The following is a 20201-nucleotide window of genomic DNA, read 5'->3' as shown; positions in this document are numbered from 1 at the left end:
CATGGCTAAGACTTTATATCAAAAATTATATGACGCGCACGTTATTCGGGAAGTCGAAAATGAAACCCCGTTAATTTATATCGACCGCCATCTGGTACATGAAGTGACTTCTCCTCAAGCTTTTGATGGGTTAAGAACTAAAAACCGCCCGTTACATCAGCCGAGTAAGACCTTTGCTACTATGGATCATAACGTTTCGACACAAACAAAAGATATCAATGCTTGTGGCGATATGGCTCGCATCCAAATGCAAGAATTAATGAAAAACTGCCAAGAGTTTGGTGTGACTTTATATGATTTAAATCACCCATATCAAGGTATTGTCCATGTGATGGGCCCTGAGCAAGGGATCACCCTGCCTGGAATGACAATTGTCTGCGGTGACTCCCATACGGCAACACATGGAGCATTTGGTGCGTTAGCTTTTGGGATTGGAACTTCTGAAGTTGAACACGTTATGGCAACGCAAACGCTGAAACAAGCGCGTGCCAAAACCATGAAAATCGAAGTTGTCGGTAAAGCCCCAGCAGGGATTACAGCAAAAGACATCGTATTAGCTATCATTGGGACGACGGGTAGCGCAGGTGGTACAGGCTATATTGTTGAATTTTGTGGTGAAGCCATCGAAAATTTAAGCATGGAAGGCCGTATGACGGTGTGCAACATGGCTATCGAATTAGGTGCTAAAGCTGGGATCATCGCACCAGATGAAACCACCTTCAATTATATAAAAGGGCGCCAGTTTGCACCTAAAGGCCAACAATGGGATGACGCAGTCGAATATTGGAAAACGTTGAAAACAGATGATGATGCTAAATTTGATAAGGTCGTCACTATTCAAGCAAGTAGCATCGCACCACAAGTTACTTGGGGAACCAACCCAGGGCAAGTTATTGCTATCAATCAGCCTATCCCTGCACCTGAGTCATTTGCAGACCCAGTTGAACGCGCATCTGCAGAAAAAGCGTTGGCTTATATGGGGTTACAATCAGGCATTAAATTATCAGATGTAAAAATTGATAAAGTGTTTATTGGCTCATGTACCAACTCACGGATTGAAGATTTACGGGCAGCGGCTGCAATTGCTAAAGGTAAAAAAGTCGCAGACGGTGTTCAAGCGATTGTGGTTCCGGGTTCTGGTCCTGTTAAGGCACAAGCTGAACAAGAAGGTTTAGATAAAATTTTTATTGATGCCGGTTTTGAATGGCGCTTACCGGGCTGTTCAATGTGTTTAGCCATGAATAATGACCGTTTAAATCCAGGTGAACGCTGTGCATCAACCAGTAACCGTAACTTTGAAGGTCGCCAAGGTCGTGCTGGTCGTACACATTTAGTTAGCCCAGCGATGGCTGCTGCCGCAGCGATTAATGGCCATTTTGCTGACGTTCGCGACATTCAAATTTAAGGGGAAAAGCAATGGAAAAATTAATTACCCACGTAGGCATTGTTGCTCCTTTAGATGCCGCAAACGTTGATACTGATGCCATTATTCCTAAGCAATTTTTGCAGAAAGTTACTCGTACTGGTTTTGGTCAACATCTGTTTAATGACTGGCGTTTTTTAGATGAAAATGGCCAGCAGCCTAACCCTGATTTTGTCTTGAACAAACCCGTGTTTAAAGGCGCAAGTATTTTACTGGCGCGTGAAAATTTCGGTTGCGGCTCTTCTCGTGAACATGCTCCATGGGCACTGACTGACTTTGGCATTCAAGTCGTTATCGCCCCAAGTTTCGCCGATATTTTTTATGGCAACTCGTTCAATAACCAATTGTTGCCAATCAAATTAAGCGAACAAGAAGTGGATGAAATGTTTAACTATGTGAACAGCCATGAAGGTTGCCAGTTCACTGTTGATTTAGAAGCGCAAACAGTCACAGCAGGCGATAAAACGTATCATTTTGAGATTGATAGTTTCCGCCGTCATTGCATGATGAATGGGTTGGACAGTATTGGGCTGACGCTGCAACACGTCGACCAAATTAAAGATTACGAGCAGAATATCCCCTCTTTTATGCAATAAACCCGTTTCTACGCCTACTTCAGTAGGCGTAGTTTCACGATATAAAGTGGAACATCCCCTCACTAACGCCGTAAAGCCTCATCATTCAAGACGAGGAACATCTTCAGAAGGCTTAAACCAAGCAGATTTAAAATCAAACCAGCCAAAGGTATTCATGCGAACGCCACGCATTGTGCGTTGACCTTGTAATTCAAGCCAATGATGAAAAATAGGATGGAAAATTTGTGAGTCAATTAAACTTTCACACCAAGATTCAACGTCTAATTGGTGAGTTCTCCATAAACAAAGTTCATTTTCCAGTGTATTTCCAAGACATTGACGTAATAGCGGCATTTCATATAGGGTAGCAAAAATTGAAAACTCCAGTGGCTTAAAAAAGTTTGCCGTGGCTAACCAAATATCGCTTGGCGCATCCCCATTAAACCAATCATCATAATCAATAATATTGATGTTAAGCTCAACACCTTGTGTTTGTAGCACCCTTTTCATTATTTGGCTTATCGCATAAAACTCATGGTGATGATGATAAAAGGTGACTGTCAGTTCAGTTAGGTCAGCAGGTTTAGGAAATAAAGTCAGCATTTTGCTATGGTGCCAATGTAATAACAAACCATAAGCAGGCGCCCAGTGACGCTGGTAAAACGGCTCGCAATGAGCAAGTAAGTTTACTGGCGTTAAAAAGCTGCATAGCCACTTGCGGACATCTTCACGTTGAGCAATTTCTGAACGCTGATCCATCAGCAAGAAATAGCACCCCTCCTCCATGCGACTTTCCAATGAATCATTGTGATGTGTATCGCCATCCATTTTTAATGTGGTACACACCATTTGCTCTGATAGCTCAGGAACCACCCATATAGTCACTTCATCAAGTAGCGCTCGATAGCCAAAATAGCGGTCAAAAGCCGAAATAGTCAGTTTTTGTGGCAAGTTTTTTTCAACTTGGTAAGGGCCTGTACCGATAGGGCAACGACTAAAATTTTCTATACTTTCCCATTCTTTAGGTAGAATAGCGGCATGATGGCTACCTAATAACCAAGGCAACTGCTTATCGGGCTTGCTGAGGGTGATATCAATGACATAAGGCTGGGGAGACGACACAGATTGAATATGAGAAAAAAGCGGCCAGCAGCTTTTTAAGCGTAATAGTGACGAAATGATATCATCTACCACCATTTCTCTTCCATGGTGAAAGTAAATTGCGGGGCGTAGATAAAAGCGCCATCGAGTATCACTAATGCTCTGCCAGTGATGTGCTAAACCATCTTCGACTTCCCCTTTTTCCTCATTTATATGGGTTAACCCATTAAAAATTTGGCTCATTAAGTGAATTTCTGAGCGACGCATTGGCGCACCAGGTAAAAGCGCCGGAAAATCACGATAATAGATAATGCGTAGTAAGTTTTTACCTTGCCGATAACTGCGCTCTAATTCAGATAGTACCATTTGACGAATAGTTTCTTTATCACCGACAAGAGCCACCAGCTTTTCTATACTTTCCTCTTTTAGTAATTGCTCAGCCTGCGCCTGCTGTAACTCTAAGCCATTTACATGGAAGATTAACGTAGAGCGTTTACCTCGGCCTGATTCTGCTCGCCAACTAAGCCAACCATTAGATTGCATATTATTAAGTAGTGTACGAACGTGACGTCTAGAGCAAAACAAGGTATCTGCAATATTTTGCAGAGTAGTTTCACTATCTTGCCCCTGAAAGTGTTGCCAAAGGCGGATGAATTGGTTTTGTAAGCGTGAATTAGACATAAAAGAGGAACTCCGGCAAAAAATGCATCAATTTTAATTTTCTAAAACCAAGCGATAATAGTTAGCAGTAAGTAGCTCGTTTGGTTTGCATATTGCTGACCAACTCCCCCATTTAGAGTAATGGTGTTTTATCACCAAGCCGGTTCGCCGGCTTTTTTTTGCCCTGTTTTTTCAGGCTTCACTCTCTCTTCCAATCAGATACTTGTGTTCGCCCCCAAGCTACCTTCCCTCGTCATCTCGCTATGGCGCAAACTATTTAGAGGTTAGCTATTTGCGTATTATTTATTATCGATATAGTCACAATTCTACACTTCACTTAAATAATTATACCGTAAGAAATTCACTGGCAAGTAGTCTTTGAAAAGTAAATCATTCATAGTTATAAACAGCCAAAGCCAATAATATGGATGTTATTCACTTTTTCTGTGGATATCTATGTTAACAACCCTATGGTAATCAGGGTATATCCCCAGCGCCTTTTTTTATCAAAAAAAAACAGAAACTAATAAACATTGGTAAATCAATCAAATAAAATCAAAAACACCACTTTATCCACTGGTTAATTTTTTAACTAAATCGCTTAGGAGTCTAACTGAACAAAGATCAAACAACGAGGTATTTATCCACAACATATGCGCTTAACTCACTCGTTTTTTGTGATAAACTTCAAAAAAAACGTTTCGTCAAGCCTGTAAATGCACACAGTGCTCCCTATTTTTAACAGTTATCCAGAAATCCTGTGGATAACCTAGTGCATGATCCTGTGATTATCTTGGGAGGAACTTTAATAACCTCTAAAATCGTTTTTAATATACGTAAATAACTAATGATATTATCATATATTTCATATAGTTAAAATTTATAGCTATAAAGTGTTATACTCACCTCATTCAGCAATTTATTTTTGTTCGTTTTTTACACACTAATACCCAAATCATGATGCCATTTATACCACCGCAACCACCTGAAAACGAAGCAACCCTTATGAATAGGGCTCAAGCACTCGCGGGCTATACACTGGGTCAGCTCGCTCAAATAGCCAATATCCCAATTCCCCCTAATCTTAAACGAGACAAAGGTTGGGTTGGGATGTTATTGGAGTATTTTTTAGGTGCCAGCGCAGGTAGCAAAGCAGAACAAGATTTCGCTCATATTGGTATTGAATTAAAAACCATCCCAATTGACCGCCACGGCGTTCCATTAGAAACCACCTTCGTTTCTGTAGCACCATTAACGGGCAACAGTGGTTTAACATGGGAAAATAGCCATGTACGCCGTAAGCTATCGCGAATTTTATGGTTCCCAATCGAGGGAGAGAGACAAATCCCTCTTGCCCAACGGCGCGTCGCTAACCCCTTAATTTGGAGCCCTTCTCCTTTTGAAGAACAATTGCTACGACAAGATTGGGAGGAGTTAATGGACCTCATCGTGTTAGGTAAAGTAGAAACCATTACGGCACGGCATGGCCAAGTACTACAAATTCGCCCCAAAGCAGCAAATAATAAAGCACTAACTGAAGCGATTGGTGAATTTGGTCAACCAATCATGACATTACCACGTGGTTTTTACCTTAAGAAAGATTTCACTGCGCCTTTATTAGCGCGGCATTTTAATCTTGCTTAACAACCCCCATCGCCTGTACCAAAGCAGACGATAAACAATTATCACTGTTTATTTATTTGATTTAGAAGGTACAAAGATGTTTGAGTGGATATTGGACCCTAATGCGTGGATGGCACTGGCTACACTAACAATATTAGAAATTGTATTAGGCATAGATAATATTATTTTCCTCAGTATTGTCGTCAGCAAGCTCCCTGCCCACCAACAAAATAGTGCAAGGCGCACTGGGCTGATAGCAGCAATGGTAATGCGTCTTGCGTTACTTGCCTCAATAGCTTGGTTATCACGACTCACCACACCACTTTTTAGCATTGCTGAGCATATGGTATCTGCCCGCGATTTAATCTTGTGTGCAGGAGGCATTTTTCTCATTTGGAAAGCTAGCCAAGAGATTTTCGACACTATTGAAGGAGAAGATGAGAATAGTTTTGCCAGTAAGCGCATTAGCTCATTTTGGGGGGCTATCGTACAAATTGCTTTGTTAGATATTATTTTTAGTCTAGATTCTGTGATCACGGCCGTTGGGCTGTCAGATCACTTATTCATCATGATGGCGGCGGTAATTATTGCAGTATTAATTATGATGGTTGCCGCCAAACCTATTGGGGAGTTTGTTGACCGGTATCCGTCAGTGAAAATTTTAGCCTTATCCTTTTTAATATTAGTCGGTTTTACGCTGATACTCGAAAGCGTCCAAGTCCATGTATCAAAAGGCTATATTTACTTTGCTATGTTCTTTTCAATGGCAGTACAGGTACTTAATATTTTACGCAGTAAAAAATGGAAAACAAAACATCCCCCCCATTAACTTGATGTTCCAAGCGCTTGCTTTGCTGCCAAGATAGCCCCCTCAACGGCTTTCTTGGCCTGAGGGCTATTTTTCCAACAACTTGAGCCTGTTAATGCGGCTCCTGAAATTAAAATTTCATCATAAGAAGCTTCACTTAATTGAGCTAATGAGCTAAACCCCATTTGCTCTAAGCGGCTTATCACCATGGGACCAACCCCTTTAACAGCCAATAAAATTTGCTTTTCTGACTCGGAAAATGCCATATCACCCTCTTTATACTAATTACCCAATAATTATTTAAGCTAATATTTTGCAATTTACCTCTTTAATACTTTAAAATCGCAATTATAACAATGCCAGTTTGAATAATTATTAACTGACCTATCTTATCACCCAGCCCAAACTTGCTTTATCTTAGGAATTCATATGTATAACGTTCCAGTGACCAATCTACATCAACATACGATGACGTTAGCCGATGGTCGTCAATTGTGTTGGTTTGAATCAGGCCCCAAAACAGGTTTCCCCGTGATTTTTTGTACTGGAGCAGGTATGAGTGGCACATTGGGCTTTGGGTTAGATTTACTGCAACAATTAAATATTCGCTTAATTGTTCCTGAACGCGCAGGGCTTGGGGGCTCCACCTTCCAAACAAAAAAATCATTAAAAAGTTTTGCTATGGATATCCAAGCGCTTTTAAATGAGCAATCTATTGATACCTTTTCTGTAATTGGCTTTTCCCAAGGTGCGGTCTTTGCGATGGCCATTGCCTATTATTGCCAGCCAAATTCACTGTCTATTGTTTCTGGGCAAGACCAATTTGAATACCCAGATACTCGCGCAAAATTAACGGCCGATGTTGTGAATATGCAGGAACAAGCGCTTAATACGCCTGATAATTTATCCGATTGGCTACTTAAGAATGTAACAGGAGAGTGGCTATTAGCTTTTATCCTCAATTGCAGTGCAGAAATAGACCAACAACTGTACAATGAAGAACAATTTCTTGCAGCCTATACAAGTTGTATTCAGCGCGCTTTTGCTCAAGGTAACCAAGGATATGTACAAGACTTATTAATCACCTTGCAAGAATGGGGCTTTACCCCTGAAAATATTCAATGTCCTACCTCCTTATGGTACGGCGAGTTGGATATGAGCACAGTACATTCCCCTGATTTTGGTGAAGTGTTGGCCAGCCGTTTTTTAAACTGCAACCGCTACTTATATCCTCAAGAAGGCGGTTCATTGCTTTGGACACAAGCAGACGCTATTTTAACTAATATTAAGAAGCAAGCCGCTTAATGAAAAAAGCCGCGCTGAATAAATCAACGCGGCTATCAGTTCAATTTTGATATCACATATGTGAATTAGCGATAAACAATCCCGCCATCAGTCAAAATTGATTGACCTGTAATATAATCAGAGTCATCGCTGGCTAAGAATGCCACTAAACCTGCTACATCATCAGGGGTTTGAGCACGACCCAGTGCGATACCCTCAACATATTTTTTGTAGGTTTCGCCTTTTGGTGCCCCAGTGATTTCTGCAAAGCGTTCGTCAATCTCAACCCACATATCTGTACCCACAATACCTGGGCAATATGCATTCACCGTAATACCTGAACTTGCATATTCTTTTGCCGCCGTTTGAGTTAACGCACGAACCGCAAATTTAGTTGCTGAGTACACACCTAACATAGCGAAACCATCGTGGCCTGCAATCGAGGAAGCATTGATGATTTTACCTTTATGCTTACGCTCTTTGAATTTCTCGCTAGCCGCTTGGATGCCCCACATAGTGCCATCTACGTTAATTTTGAAGATTAAATCCATATCTTCTTGGCGAACATCAGCGATTGGCTTAACTTGAGCAATCCCTGCATTGTTGATCATTACATCGAAACCACCTAACTCTGCTTCTGCATGAGCTACCGCAGCAAATACTTGGTCACGTTGACTGATATCTGCGGCAAATGTTGTCACTTTACGACCTAAGGCTGCAATTTCTTTTGCAACATCTTCAAGTTTATCTTTTTTCAAATCCACCAGTGCGATATTGGCACCTTCTTTTGCTAAGCGTAATGCAATACCGCGACCAATTCCTTGTGCCGCACCAGTAACTAAAATGACTTTATTATTTAACGCCATACTGTTCTCCTACTGAATAATAGTCAAAATGACTAGTCCACCATTAACAATAAGTTAGCAATAATAACAATAAGTTACAAAGTAAAGATTTTCTTCTGTCATTCTCTATTTATTAGATATATTTAACTATTAACTTAATAAATACTTTTGATTTTCCAAAGAAAAAGGGATAAATAATGAAATTCAAAGATGATTGTTAATAAAAATCATTATCAATATAATAAACAAAAAATGCGATTTCTTGTATTATGTTTAATTAATACACAATTAATTGAAATTTAAAATCGAATTGGGGCTCATACGTTTCAATTATTCTCTCAGTTCCACCCTGGCGTTTCCCTATATACCGATTAATGTTAACGATTTCAGTAACATTAATCTTCTTTGTCCCTGCAAAGCGAATAAATTTCACACAACAACACATTGTTTTAAACCAAAATAAAAAGCAATAAGCCGAGTTTTTCCTGATTTAAAACCCTTTATTTTGAGGGCTCCATAGAAAAATGAGGGATAAACATGCTACTCAACGGTAAAACTGCAATTATCACTGGGGCATCTTCTGGTATTGGCCGCTCTATCGCAATAATGTTTGCTCAAAATGGAGCTTCAGTGTGCCTGACCGGTAGACGAAAAGCGGAGCTTAGCGAAGTGGCTAATGAGATCAATGCCACAGGAGGAACTGCAATTTATTATGCGGGAGATATCTGCTTAGAAGAGACACATTTCAACCTGATAAACCTAGTTTCAAAAGAATTTGGACGATTGGATATCGCTGTAAATAATGCTGGCATGGTAGGCCCAATGAAACCAGTAGCAGAGTTCAGCCTTGAAGAGTGGGTACAGGTTCAAACTATAAACTCTACAGCCGCATTTTTGGGCGCTAAAAATCAAATACCTTTAATGGTTAAATCAGGGGGAGGGTCAATTATATTCACCTCAAGTTTTGTTGGTAATAGTATCAGTCTTCCTGGGATGTGCAGTTATGGAACAGCCAAATCCTCTTTACTGGCGTTAGCTAAAGGTATCGCGGTGGACTATTCAGATAAGAATATTCGGGCAAACGTCATTCTACCCGGTGGGGTAAATACCGATATGGCAGGCAACCAACAACAACGTGAATGGGCAGCAAATTTACACGCGATGAAACGGTTAGCTGAACCTGAGGAAATCGCATCCTCCGCGTTATTTTTAGCATGTTCACTATCAAGTTTTATAACCGGAACATCATTATATGTGGATGGAGGCGTTTCCGTATGCAAATAAGACTTGTTAGGAGAAAAAAGTTAATCCGTTTTAGGAAAAAATGCAAAACCAAACCGCAGCGCCATTTTAAATAAAACCTCATGCAAGCATAGCGTTGGTTCGCAACCTAAAAAAAGCCACCGAGTTGGTGGCTTTGATTCTAAAATAGAAATAAATACATTATTCTTTAGATGCTTGGATATATAACATTTCCAATGCAATGGATGCCGCCGCTAATGCAGTAATCTCAGATTGGTCATAAGCGGGAGCCACTTCCACTAAATCCATACCCACAATATTTAATGGCTGTAAACCACGCAGCAATTTCAATGCACGGTCTGAGGTTAAGCCACCCACAACAGGTGTCCCTGTTCCCGGTGCAAACGCTGGGTCAAGACAGTCAATATCGAATGTCAAATATACTGGCATGTCACCAACAATATCTTTAATCTGCGCGATCATGTCATCTACTCCACGATCGTTGACTTGCGCTGCATCTAACACTGTAAAACCGTTGTCACTATCGTGCTCAGTACGAATACCGATTTGCACTGAACGGGTTGGGTCAATTAGCCCTTCTTTCGGCGCATGATAGAACATAGTGCCATGATCATACTGACTGCCATTACCATAAGTGTCAGTATGAGCGTCGAAATGCACTAATGCCATTTTACCAAAGTGTTTTGCATGAGCACGTAACAGCGGCAGTGTCACAAAATGGTCACCGCCAAATGTTAAGCAACGTTTACCCGATTCAAGTAGCTTTTCCGTATGAGCTTGCAGTTTATCGCACATGTCTTGAGCATCACCGAAAGCAAACACAACATCCCCACAGTCAACCACCTTTAAACGCTCGGTTAATTTAAATTTCCACGGCCAACGATGGCTTTCCCATGCAAGATTAGTAGAAACTTGGCGAATTGCCGCAGGGCCATGACGACTTCCAGCGCGCCCTGACGTCGCCATATCAAATGGTACACCTGTGATCACCCACTGGGCATCTGAACTATAAGGTTGAAAATTCAGCGGAAAACGTAAGAAACCAAATGCGTTAGAAACCAGTGAATTATCAACTTGATTGCCTAAAGTACTATTAATCATTTCTGTTCCTCAAAATGAACCTGCCTATTAGCAAGCCCTTTTAATATTCGATTCGAATGGTTTTTATCTAATTAACTTCGCACAGTATAAATAATAAACAAATCATGTTATTTGCACAAAGTTATTATCTGCAATACTCTCAACTCATGCGCTAAATAGTTCGTGTTGTGGCTAGGCGGCAAACAAGGATATCTCGGGGAGCATACACAAGTATGTGACCCGAGTAACCGAGTGCAGCCAACACCACAACTCTACAAAATATAACGTGCATAATGCTCTAAATAGTTCGTGTTGTGGCTAGGCGGCAAACAAGAATATCTCGGGGAGCATACACAAGTATGTGACCCGAGTAGCCGAGTGCAGCCAACACCGCCACTCTACAAAATATAACGTGCATAATGCTCTAAATAGTTCGTGTTGTGGCTAGGCGGCAAACAAGGATATCTCGGGGAGCATACACAAGTATGTGACCCGAGTAGCCGAGTGCAGCCAACACCGCCACGGCACGAAATATGACGAGCATTGGATAACTTATTCGTCTTCGAGATAAGTATACCCATACAACCCGTTCTCGAACTCTGCCACAAAATCTTTCTGTAGCTGCTCACTCAGCCCCGTCCCTTTAACTTGCTCAGTAAAGCTTTCTAATAATACTTCAGGAACCAGTTTAACGTATTGCAGCATATCAGCCACGGAGTCGCCTTCTTCACTTTGTAAGTAACGCACATTACCTTGGCTATCAACCCATACATCTATCGCAGCGGTATCACCGAATAAATTATGCATGTTGCCTAAAATTTCCTGATATGCCCCAATCATAAAGAAACCAATCATTGGTGGGTTTTCTGGGTCATAAGCAGGCATTGGCATGGTGGTTTCAACCCCATCGCCATCGACATAATGGTCAATAATACCGTCAGAATCACATGTTATGTCTAACAATACAGCACGGCGGTCTAATGGTTTATCTAGCCCCTCAATCGGCAATACAGGGAAAACTTGGTCAATACCCCATGAGTCTGGTAATGACTGGAATAAGGAGAAATTAACATAGAACTTATCTGCCATACGTTCTTGAAGTTCATCGATTATTGGACGATGAGCACGGTTACTCGGGTCCAAATCTTGTTGAATACGGCGGCAAATATTAAGATACAACTCTTCAGCCCATGCACGTTGAGTTAAATCTAAAACACCATGTGCGTATTGGGTATGCGCTTCTTGTAAGTCAAACTGACTATCATGTAACCATTCACGCAACGAGCGGCTATTCCCTTGATGTTGCATCGATTCCCATGTGTCCCACAATGAAATAAGTGAGCGCGGGGCATCTTCATTTGGTGGTGATGTCTTAGTAAATTCGTTGCGCTCTACACCAATCACATTGGAAACTAAAACGGTATGATGCGCCGTTAACGCACGGCCAGATTCAGTGATAACCGTTGGGTGTGGTAACCCAAACTCTTCACAAGCATCACCAATAGCCCAAATCACGTTGTTAGCGTATTCATTTAAACCATAGTTAACTGAGCAATCAGATTGGGAGCGAGTCCCCTCATAGTCAACACCTAGACCACCGCCCACATCAAAACATTGAATATTGACGCCTATACGATGTAGTTCCACATAAAAACGCGCGGATTCACGAACCCCCGTGGCAATATCACGAATATTTGCCATCTGAGAACCCAGATGAAAATGAAGCAGTTGCAAGCTGTCTAAACGACCTGCATTACGCAGGATTTCGACTAACTGTAATACTTGAGTCGCAGCCAAACCAAATTTGGATTTTTCACCACCACTAGCTTGCCATTTACCAGACCCTTGCGAAGCAAGACGGGCACGTACCCCTAAGCGTGGAGTGACATCAAGGCTTTTAGCTTCTGCGAGTACCATCTCAATTTCGGACATTTTTTCGATCACCAGATAAACTTTGTGACCTAATTTTTCCCCAATCAGAGCTAAGCGAATGTATTCACGGTCTTTATAACCATTACAAACAATCACTGTCTGTGTTTTGCCTGCATTGGCTAAAACAGCCATTAACTCTGCTTTAGAGCCCGCTTCTAGCCCTAATGGTTCCCCCGAATTGACTAAAGATTCAATCACACGGCGTTGTTGGTTGACTTTGATAGGATAAACAAGGAAATAATCCCCCTTGTAGCCATAAGATTCACGAGCACGTCTAAACGCCGCATTTATTGAGCGAAGGCGATGCTGTAGAATTTGTGGGAAGCAAAACAAAGCAGGTAAACGTAAATGCTGTTGTTCTTCTTTGACCTCGTTTACAAGGTCAGCTAAATCAACAAAGGTGTCAGGGTTTTCAGGATTAGGGCAAACACAGACATTTCCGCGCTCATTCACCTGATAGTAACCACCACCCCAATACGCAATATTGTAAGTCTGGCGCATTTTGCGAGCGATATTATCATTCATAACAAACTCCTAATATGGAGGGGTGAGTGACGCGTTCTCCTTCCGATGCATGTAATTACGACATGGCACGACAAGACAGTTATGTCGGGGAAACGGCAATACTCAGATTTTAATAAAAAGTGCTTAGAACATCTAAACAGTGACAATATACGACCTTAAGCTGACAAATTAATGACTCAGCCTCAAAGGTGTATTAGAGATGTGACGGTAACTTCGTGATGAAGTAAAGAATGACAGGAAAGTAAACGCCAATGTCACGCGGCGATCCGCAAATGACGGTTGGATACTGTTATTCAGTAGATTATGGTTCATTCCCCATTAACCCCCAATATAACTGTTTAACCCTTTAAAATTTCAATGTTGTAGCACTATTTTGGCAGGTTGACCTGTTGATTTAAGCTATATCACCTTGTTTTTTATTGAAATTCAAAAGTTTATAAACATTCCTGATAGATAGCAGGGATTTTATTTTACCTGCTGGTATATAACGGGAAATAACAACCATCCGTTACGGTCGCTGTTTATACATCTATTACGCTCAAAAAGCAAAACCAAAATAACTAAATTGAGATAAAACTTTATGGGTCGTTGTTTTGTGCTCTAGCCGTTTTTTGTATAAATAGAGGTAGAAATTTTTGCTGTATGAGACTAAAATAGACGTCTAGATGTTAAAACATCCAATTATAAATCTGCGAATTCTTAAGGTATTAATCTCATGGCTACACATCTCTTTACTTCTGAGTCTGTATCAGAAGGGCATCCAGATAAAATTGCTGATCAAATCTCTGATGCAGTACTTGATGCTATTCTAGAACAAGACCCGAAAGCTCGCGTTGCCTGCGAAACCTACGTCAAAACAGGTATGGTGATGGTTGGGGGAGAAATCACCACCAGTGCTTGGGTTGATATTGAAGAAATCACACGCAAAACGGTTCGCGAAATCGGTTATACCAGCTCCGAAATGGGCTTTGACGCCAATTCATGTGCGGTCTTAAGTGCCATTGGTAAACAATCACCTGATATCAATCAAGGTGTTGATCGTATCGACCCATCAGAACAAGGTGCAGGTGACCAAGGTCTTATGTTTGGTTATGCCACTAATGAAACTGATGTATTAATGCCAGCGCCAATTACTTATGCACATCGCTTAGTTCAACGCCAAGCAGATGTACGTAAAAATGGCACCTTACCTTGGTTACGTCCAGATGCAAAAAGTCAGGTTACCTTTCAATATGACAACAATAAAATTGTCGGTATTGATGCGGTGGTTTTATCCACTCAGCATTCTGAAGAAATTCAACAAAAAGACCTGCACGAAGCCGTAATGGAAGAAATCATTAAACCTGTTCTTCCTGCTGAATGGTTAAGTTCTGCAACTAAATATTTTATTAACCCAACAGGTCGCTTTGTCATTGGGGGCCCAATGGGTGACTGTGGTTTGACTGGCCGTAAAATCATCGTTGATACATACGGTGGTATGGCTCGTCATGGTGGTGGTGCTTTTTCTGGTAAAGACCCTTCTAAAGTCGACCGCTCCGCGGCTTATGCTGCACGCTATGTTGCAAAAAATATTGTGGCTGCAGGGCTTGCAGACCGCTGCGAGATCCAAGTTTCTTATGCTATTGGTGTCGCTGAGCCAACCTCTATTATGGTCGAAACATTTGGTACGGCTAAAGTAGATGAATCGTTATTAATTAAATTAGTACGTGAATTCTTTGACTTACGCCCTTACGGTTTAATTAATATGCTTGACCTTCTACACCCAATTTATCAGCAAACTGCATCATATGGCCATTTTGGTCGTTCGCAATTCCCTTGGGAAAAAACGGATAAAGCTGAATTATTGCGCAGTGCCGCTGGCTTATAATTTATTTAGTTAATACCGTAAAGTAAAAAACCCATCTGCTAATGATGGGTTTTTATTGTCGATAATATCGTCATATAAATGGCTTAATTTTTTTGTGTAAATTGGAAAATTGCCATTCCTGCTATCATAGCTAACGTAAATATAACCCCTTGAGTAACCCCCATTCCTGTTAATAGCAAGGCAGGTCCTGGGCAAATACCTGCAAGCCCCCATCCAACACCAAATAACACGCTGCCCGTAATCAGCTTTTTATCAATTATTTGGTTAGTTGGTATTTGTAATGGACAACTCAGGATACTTACTCGTTTTCTTTTGATAAAAACATAGGAAACCCCACTAATCACCATTGCCACTGCCATTGTGACAAGTAAGGACGGGTCCCAATTCCCCGTAATATCAAGAAAGGATAGAATTTTAGCCGGGTTTCCCATCCCCGCTATCACCAAACCTAAACCAAATAATATTCCTGATATCAGTGCAATTATAATTGGCATTCACTTATCCCCTTAGCCCGTACTGGTTAGCAAGCGCTACGGTTACAAAAGCCACAAGCATAAAAATAATTACGGCAACAATGGAGCGACGAGAAAACCTCGACATACCGCAAATGCCATGGCCACTGGTACATCCCCCCCCTAAACGCGTGCCAAAGCCAACAAATAGACCTGCTAGAATTAAAACTGGTACGCTAGCCGTAATATTTACTTCTGGCGTATAAGCAAACCAAGTGAATAACAACGGGGCAATCATCAATCCAATGATAAAAGCCGCCTTCCATGCCGTATCACCTTTTATCGGTCTTAGTAAACCACCTAAAATGCCGCTAATCCCTGCTATTCGTCCGTTAAAAACTAATAAAATTGCCGCTGCCAACCCAATCAGCACGCCCCCTATCGCAGCGGATATCGGGGTAAAATTAGCCCAATCAATCACCATGTTAGTTCTCCTTTGCCGGGCAATAAAGTTGATATAAAGTATTAAGTAGCGTGAATAGTTTTTCATCTGCTATTGCATAGTAAATGCGTTTACCCTCACGACGAGTTGTCACTAAGCCTTCATTTCGTAACACAGTCAGTTGTTGTGATAAGGTGGGCTGTTGGATACCCAGTTGTTCCTCTAATTCACTGACGCAAGCTTCCCCCTGTGTTAATTGGCAAAGTAGGATTAAGCGATCAGGATTCCCCAGTGTTTTTAATAATGATGCAGTTTGTGTTGCTGCTTGCTTCATCGCAAAAAGCAATTCTTCTGGTGTATTATTCATATAGTCACGTTAGTTATCTTTATTATGTATTATTATAATATATATTTTTATATAATAATCGTCAAATTTTACTTGTTTGCCTTGCTCACCTTCACGTATCCTTAACTTATGAAAACGATTAGAGTCCCTATTTTTTTACAGCAACGAGTCATGAGCACCCTACGGGAAAAGCTCGCGTTGGCGGAACAAAAACTTGAACAAGCTTTTCCAGAACCCAAACTCAATTACAAACAACGCGGCACAACAGCTGGTAGTGCTTACTTAAAAGAATGGGAAATTCGTATTAATCCAATATTACTAATTGAAAATACACATCTTTTCATCGATGAGGTTGTTCCTCATGAACTGGCTCACTTATTGGTTTTTAAGATGTTCGGTCGACAGGGAATTGCGCCCCATGGCAAAGAATGGAAATGGATGATGCAACATGTGCTAGAAGTGGATGCAAACCGTACTCATCGTTTTTCAGTCGCAACAGTAAAAAGTAAAACCTTTAATTACACCTGTGCCTGTAAAACAACCCATGAATTAACAATACGTCGTCATAACAAAGTGATGAGAGGTGAAAACCAATATTTGTGTCGTCGATGTGGGGAAATTTTAAAACCGAAGGAAGTTAGTGCCGCTACGGCAGAAAATTAACCTTCCGCCGTAGCAAATTCAACATGTCTCTTAAGCAAACTCCGTCATCACTAATTTGGCAATTTCGAAGTAGATAATCAAACCTGTGCCGTCAATAAAAGTCGCAATAAACGGTGCCGATACGACTGCTGGGTCTACTTTTAGTTTCTTTAATACCATTGGTATAATTGAAGAAACAATCGCACTCCACATAGTGATAGCGACAATTGTTAAGCTTACAACAATCGTTACCTCGTGACCAACGCCTAAGATCCAAGCACGAATTAAAGCAGCCCCACCAATAGTGACAGCAACTAAAAATGAAGTAGAAACCTCTTTTTTCAGCACTGCACCAAGGTTACGTAAGCTAACTTCTCCCAACGCCATTGCACGAACTAGCGTTGACGTAATTTGAGTACCGCTGTTGCCACCAGTACCAATCAATAATGGGATAAAGAACGCAAGTGAAATTGCTGCTTCAAGTTGTTCTTCAAATGCTTTTAATACTGTCCCTGTATAGGCTTCAGCGACAAATAACATTAACAACCAAACTACACGTTTACGCCACAGTGTTACTGGACTAGTCGTTAAATAAGGCTCATCAAGCGGTGTCGTTGCGCCTTGTAACTGCGCATCAAGTGTATTCTCATCTTCAATCAGTTCTGCGATATCTTGCGGACGCAAAACACCCATTAATTTGCCAAATTGCACAACAGGGATCATATCTAGACCACTATGGTTAATCAGGTCATAGACATCATGACGAGATTGTTCTGGTGCAACCGAAAAATAATTGTGCCGCATAATATCAGACACTAATAAATCTTCTGGAGAAGCTAACAATGATTTAACTGAAAGAATTCCATTTAAATAATTGTCGCTATCAACAACAAATAAATAAGTCGGAATTTGTTCGCCATCAAGGTGTTCAATAAGGTTTTGTTTTACACAGGCGATTGAATCTGCGACAGAAACTGGTAGATATGATTGGCTCATATATGCACTAACAGTTGCGTCATCAATTTTAGGCTGCTGTGTATTGTGGTTTTTAAGGCGCGTGCCTTTCATCGCGGATTGAGCAATTGCAACTGCTCCCGCTTTGTTTTGAGAAGTGAATGTCATTTTTTTAGTCCCTATTACTGTTGGTTACTCAAACAGTACTCAAATAGGGGCGAAACCAGATGAGAGAATGCAAAAGCTATCTCTTCGTCTCGGTTTTAGCACTATACAACGTATCCTGTATTGAGCAGGAAGTTACATGGGGATATACCTTCGGTCGATATATCCTGTCCTAATCTTGGGCGTCTCTCGACGTCGTCAGATCAGTAACCTATGTTTGTATAGGAGCCTCGCCTAACGAGATACTGCACTTTGGATGCGGCGCGAATTATACCCATTGATAAATTAATTACTAGTCTCTATCTACGTTTTTTTACGCATAGTAAACTTATTGTTTAGGGTTTGTTTAAGTTTATATTTAATATAAATTCATCAAGTAACAATTTGTAAAAAACAATAAATTATAATGTTTTTGTTATAAAAACATTATAATAAAACAGTAACCACATCAATAATAACCAAGAAAACAAAAATAACATTAAAGATATAATTTAATAAAATTAATTAAATTCACCCTTATTCCTTGCCTTACAGCATAAATATCAAAACCCATGACTCCAAGCATTATTAAATAAACCACTCACTCTTTATTGGTGTATCATAAATTACTAACACTAATTATTTGAGTGGTTTTTAAAACCAACAACAATCAAATTTAAAAATTAATTAGCAAGAAAATACACTTAAAGCGCTATTTAATTCTAATATATTAACAAAAAATGAATTATTAATTCTTAATAATAATTTTTAGATGTCAATTCAGAATTAAATATCACTAGAATTATCTTAGAATATTTTTTAATTTATTTAACAGTGAAAGTTTTATTATGGATAAAGTAATTGTAGGTATGTTAACAAATTTAACATACAGAGTGAATGATGAAATAAAAATCGCAGCAATTTCAGCATTAGGCGATTTTAAAGCAACAATTGAATATCATGATGCCATCATACGCATCATAGATTTATGCCAAGACCCAAATAAAGAAGTCGCAGTTTCAGCAATTAATACATTGAGTAAATTGTCTGTTTATTTCATACATAGTCCAAAAATAGAACACTAAAAACCCTTATTATGCGTACGTTAAATTTATATTATTTCGTATTGTGTAGCACTGCCCCATTATTTTTATAATGAGACAGCCTAACGACGTTAAATAACCTTACTCGATTTCAGTGTCGCCTTGTAATTGGCAGCTGCAGGCTAAAACATAACCTTCGGCAATCTCTGCTTCAGTCAATGTCATCGTACTGGATGTGGTGTAATTTCCTGATAATACCTTTGTTTTACAACTACCACAGACACCTGCACGGCACGCCGCGATAACCGGCTGTTTATTTTGTTCTAATGCAGACAATAAAGAGGTACCAACTGGTACTTTAAAATTCACTAAACGCTGACGAATTTTTAATGTCAGAACATCTTCGCTATCAATAGCCTCTGGTTCGGTAGAAAAGCGCTCCATAAAGAATTGCTCAGCAGGGACGCCTAAATTTGCAGCAAATTGCTGCGCATTTTTCATATATGGAACTGGGCCACATGTCATTACGATACGTGAATGAATATCGGGTACTAGTACTTTTAGTTTTTCTTCGGTTAAACGACCCTGTGCAACCTCCCCATTATCTGGAGTTTCAGCCATTACACACAGCTGTAGCCTATCTGGATATAATTGGGTTAATTGTTGCCATTCTTGTGCAAAAATGACTTGTTGGTTATCGCGAACATTGAATAATACTTTGACGTTTGCCTCAGGACGATTTGCCATTAGCCAACGAGTCATAGACATAATCGGCGTCACGCCACAACCTGCCGACAGCATTAAATATTGTTGGTTTTCTACATTAGCGCAAGTGAATTCCCCTTGAGCGGCTGAAAGCCAAAGGTAATCACCCTCTTTAACAGAACGTGTGAGCCAATTTGACCCCATACCATCTGCTAATCGCCTGACTGTAATCGAAATAAAACGACTTTGCCCTGGTGATGATGAAAGAGTATAAGCACGCATGACCTCATCACTATTTTTAATACTAACCAAAGCATATTGCCCTGGTGAATACATATAGAAATCGTGATTAATAAGATTGATAGTCCAAACATCCGCTGTTTCTTGAATAATAGAATGAATTTGCATCCTATTTGGACATAAACTGCTTGGCATTGTCATTGCTTCACTCCTTTATAGGGGGTCACAGCCCCCTTCTCTCATATCG

General features: G+C 40.4%; 19 protein-coding genes and 1 riboswitch. Of the genes, 9 read left to right on the top strand and 10 right to left on the bottom strand.

The genetic code is table 11. The annotated features are described in order from the left end of the window. The first annotated feature begins 1 nt into the window (after position 1). Both leuC and leuD read left to right on the top strand, forming a co-directional pair. Positions 2–1405, top strand: coding sequence for a 3-isopropylmalate dehydratase large subunit (gene leuC, locus ABE954_RS06865; RefSeq protein WP_129466228.1), 1404 nt, complete (start codon positions 2–4; stop codon positions 1403–1405). Positions 1406–1416: 11 nt separating this feature from the next. Further along, the gene (gene leuD, locus ABE954_RS06860) at positions 1417–2019 is read left to right on the top strand and encodes a 3-isopropylmalate dehydratase small subunit (protein WP_042845138.1); all 603 of its coding nucleotides are present in this window, start codon (positions 1417–1419) and stop codon (positions 2017–2019) included. An 81-nt stretch (positions 2020–2100) separates the two neighbouring features. Here leuD and sgrR read toward each other — a convergent pair whose 3' ends face one another. After that, positions 2101–3780, bottom strand: coding sequence for an HTH-type transcriptional regulator SgrR (gene sgrR, locus ABE954_RS06855; protein WP_048607951.1), 1680 nt, complete (start codon positions 3778–3780; stop codon positions 2101–2103). Positions 3781–4719: 939 nt separating this feature from the next. Here sgrR and mutH point away from each other — a divergent pair. Both mutH and ABE954_RS06845 read left to right on the top strand, forming a co-directional pair. Next, the gene (gene mutH / locus ABE954_RS06850; protein WP_042845420.1) at positions 4720–5403 is read left to right on the top strand and encodes a DNA mismatch repair endonuclease MutH; all 684 of its coding nucleotides are present in this window, start codon (positions 4720–4722) and stop codon (positions 5401–5403) included. Between the two features lie 76 nt (positions 5404–5479). Continuing rightward, positions 5480–6211 carry a TerC family protein gene (locus ABE954_RS06845; RefSeq protein ID WP_042845141.1) on the top strand — a complete coding sequence of 244 codons (732 nt, stop codon included), beginning with the start codon at positions 5480–5482 and terminating at the stop codon, positions 6209–6211. Here the strand turns inward: ABE954_RS06845 and ABE954_RS06840 are convergent. Beyond that, positions 6208–6456, bottom strand: coding sequence for a Pathogenicity locus (locus ABE954_RS06840; RefSeq protein WP_042845143.1), 249 nt, complete (start codon positions 6454–6456; stop codon positions 6208–6210). The two genes, ABE954_RS06845 and ABE954_RS06840, sit on opposite strands and share 4 nt — an antisense overlap. Positions 6457–6619: 163 nt before the next feature. On the opposite strand from ABE954_RS06840, the gene ABE954_RS06835 reads away from it, so the two are divergent. Then, on the top strand, positions 6620–7495 hold the full coding sequence (locus ABE954_RS06835; RefSeq protein ID WP_042845145.1) for an alpha/beta fold hydrolase: 876 nt from the start codon (positions 6620–6622) through the stop codon (positions 7493–7495). 65 nt (positions 7496–7560) lie between these two features. On the opposite strand, the gene ABE954_RS06830 is transcribed toward ABE954_RS06835, so the two are convergent. Further along, positions 7561–8340, bottom strand: a complete 780-nt coding sequence (locus ABE954_RS06830) for an acetoin reductase (RefSeq protein WP_042845147.1) — start codon at positions 8338–8340, stop codon at positions 7561–7563. Between the two features lie 516 nt (positions 8341–8856). Here ABE954_RS06830 and ABE954_RS06825 point away from each other — a divergent pair. After that, entirely contained in the window at positions 8857–9603 is a 747-nt protein-coding gene (locus tag ABE954_RS06825; protein ID WP_042845148.1) for an SDR family oxidoreductase, read from the top strand. Between the two features lie 159 nt (positions 9604–9762). On the opposite strand, the gene speB is transcribed toward ABE954_RS06825, so the two are convergent. Together speB and speA are read right to left on the bottom strand one after the other, a co-directional pair. After that, positions 9763–10683 (bottom strand): agmatinase, encoded by a 921-nt coding sequence (gene speB / locus ABE954_RS06820; protein WP_042845149.1) that lies wholly within the window; start codon positions 10681–10683, stop codon positions 9763–9765. A 531-nt stretch (positions 10684–11214) separates the two neighbouring features. Next, positions 11215–13119: a biosynthetic arginine decarboxylase gene (speA, locus tag ABE954_RS06815; RefSeq protein ID WP_048607955.1), complete on the bottom strand. Its 1905-nt coding sequence runs from the start codon at positions 13117–13119 to the stop codon at positions 11215–11217. Positions 13120–13834: 715 nt separating this feature from the next. Between speA and metK the strand changes: the two genes are divergently transcribed. Next, positions 13835–14986 carry a methionine adenosyltransferase gene (gene metK / locus ABE954_RS06810; RefSeq protein WP_042845152.1) on the top strand — a complete coding sequence of 384 codons (1152 nt, stop codon included), beginning with the start codon at positions 13835–13837 and terminating at the stop codon, positions 14984–14986. 83 nt (positions 14987–15069) lie between these two features. Here metK and ABE954_RS06805 read toward each other — a convergent pair whose 3' ends face one another. From ABE954_RS06805 to ABE954_RS06795, 3 genes are read right to left on the bottom strand one after another with little or no spacing between them, the layout of a single operon-like run. Further along, positions 15070–15480, bottom strand: coding sequence for a DUF6691 family protein (locus tag ABE954_RS06805; RefSeq protein ID WP_042845154.1), 411 nt, complete (start codon positions 15478–15480; stop codon positions 15070–15072). A 4-nt stretch (positions 15481–15484) separates the two neighbouring features. Beyond that, positions 15485–15922 carry a YeeE/YedE family protein gene (locus ABE954_RS06800; RefSeq protein ID WP_042845155.1) on the bottom strand — a complete coding sequence of 146 codons (438 nt, stop codon included), beginning with the start codon at positions 15920–15922 and terminating at the stop codon, positions 15485–15487. A gap of 1 nt (position 15923) precedes the next feature. Beyond that, positions 15924–16247 (bottom strand): helix-turn-helix transcriptional regulator, encoded by a 324-nt coding sequence (locus ABE954_RS06795; RefSeq protein WP_042845157.1) that lies wholly within the window; start codon positions 16245–16247, stop codon positions 15924–15926. A 108-nt stretch (positions 16248–16355) separates the two neighbouring features. Here ABE954_RS06795 and ABE954_RS06790 point away from each other — a divergent pair, with 108 nt between their 5' ends. Next, complete coding sequence (locus ABE954_RS06790) at positions 16356–16889, top strand: SprT family zinc-dependent metalloprotease (protein WP_210814614.1); 534 nt, start codon at positions 16356–16358, stop codon at positions 16887–16889. Between the two features lie 30 nt (positions 16890–16919). Here the strand turns inward: ABE954_RS06790 and ABE954_RS06785 are convergent, their stop codons facing one another. Next, complete coding sequence (locus ABE954_RS06785) at positions 16920–17990, bottom strand: magnesium transporter (protein WP_042845160.1); 1071 nt, start codon at positions 17988–17990, stop codon at positions 16920–16922. Between the two features lie 73 nt (positions 17991–18063). After that, a riboswitch (M-box (ykoK) riboswitch) is annotated at positions 18064–18236 on the bottom strand. 578 nt (positions 18237–18814) lie between these two features. On the opposite strand from ABE954_RS06785, the gene ABE954_RS06780 reads away from it, so the two are divergent. Beyond that, the gene (locus ABE954_RS06780) at positions 18815–19051 is read left to right on the top strand and encodes a HEAT repeat domain-containing protein (RefSeq protein ID WP_042845162.1); all 237 of its coding nucleotides are present in this window, start codon (positions 18815–18817) and stop codon (positions 19049–19051) included. 99 nt (positions 19052–19150) lie between these two features. Here the strand turns inward: ABE954_RS06780 and hcr are convergent, their stop codons facing one another. Next, positions 19151–20155 (bottom strand): NADH oxidoreductase, encoded by a 1005-nt coding sequence (gene hcr, locus ABE954_RS06775; RefSeq protein WP_371025808.1) that lies wholly within the window; start codon positions 20153–20155, stop codon positions 19151–19153. Positions 20156–20201: the final 46 nt, after the last annotated feature.

It is taken from the genome of Providencia sp. TYF-12, from assembly GCF_041344805.1.
GTDB lineage: Bacteria > Pseudomonadota > Gammaproteobacteria > Enterobacterales > Enterobacteriaceae > Providencia > Providencia huashanensis.
Note: the sequence above shows the minus strand (reverse complement) of the source record. Positions and strands in the feature narration are given on the sequence as shown.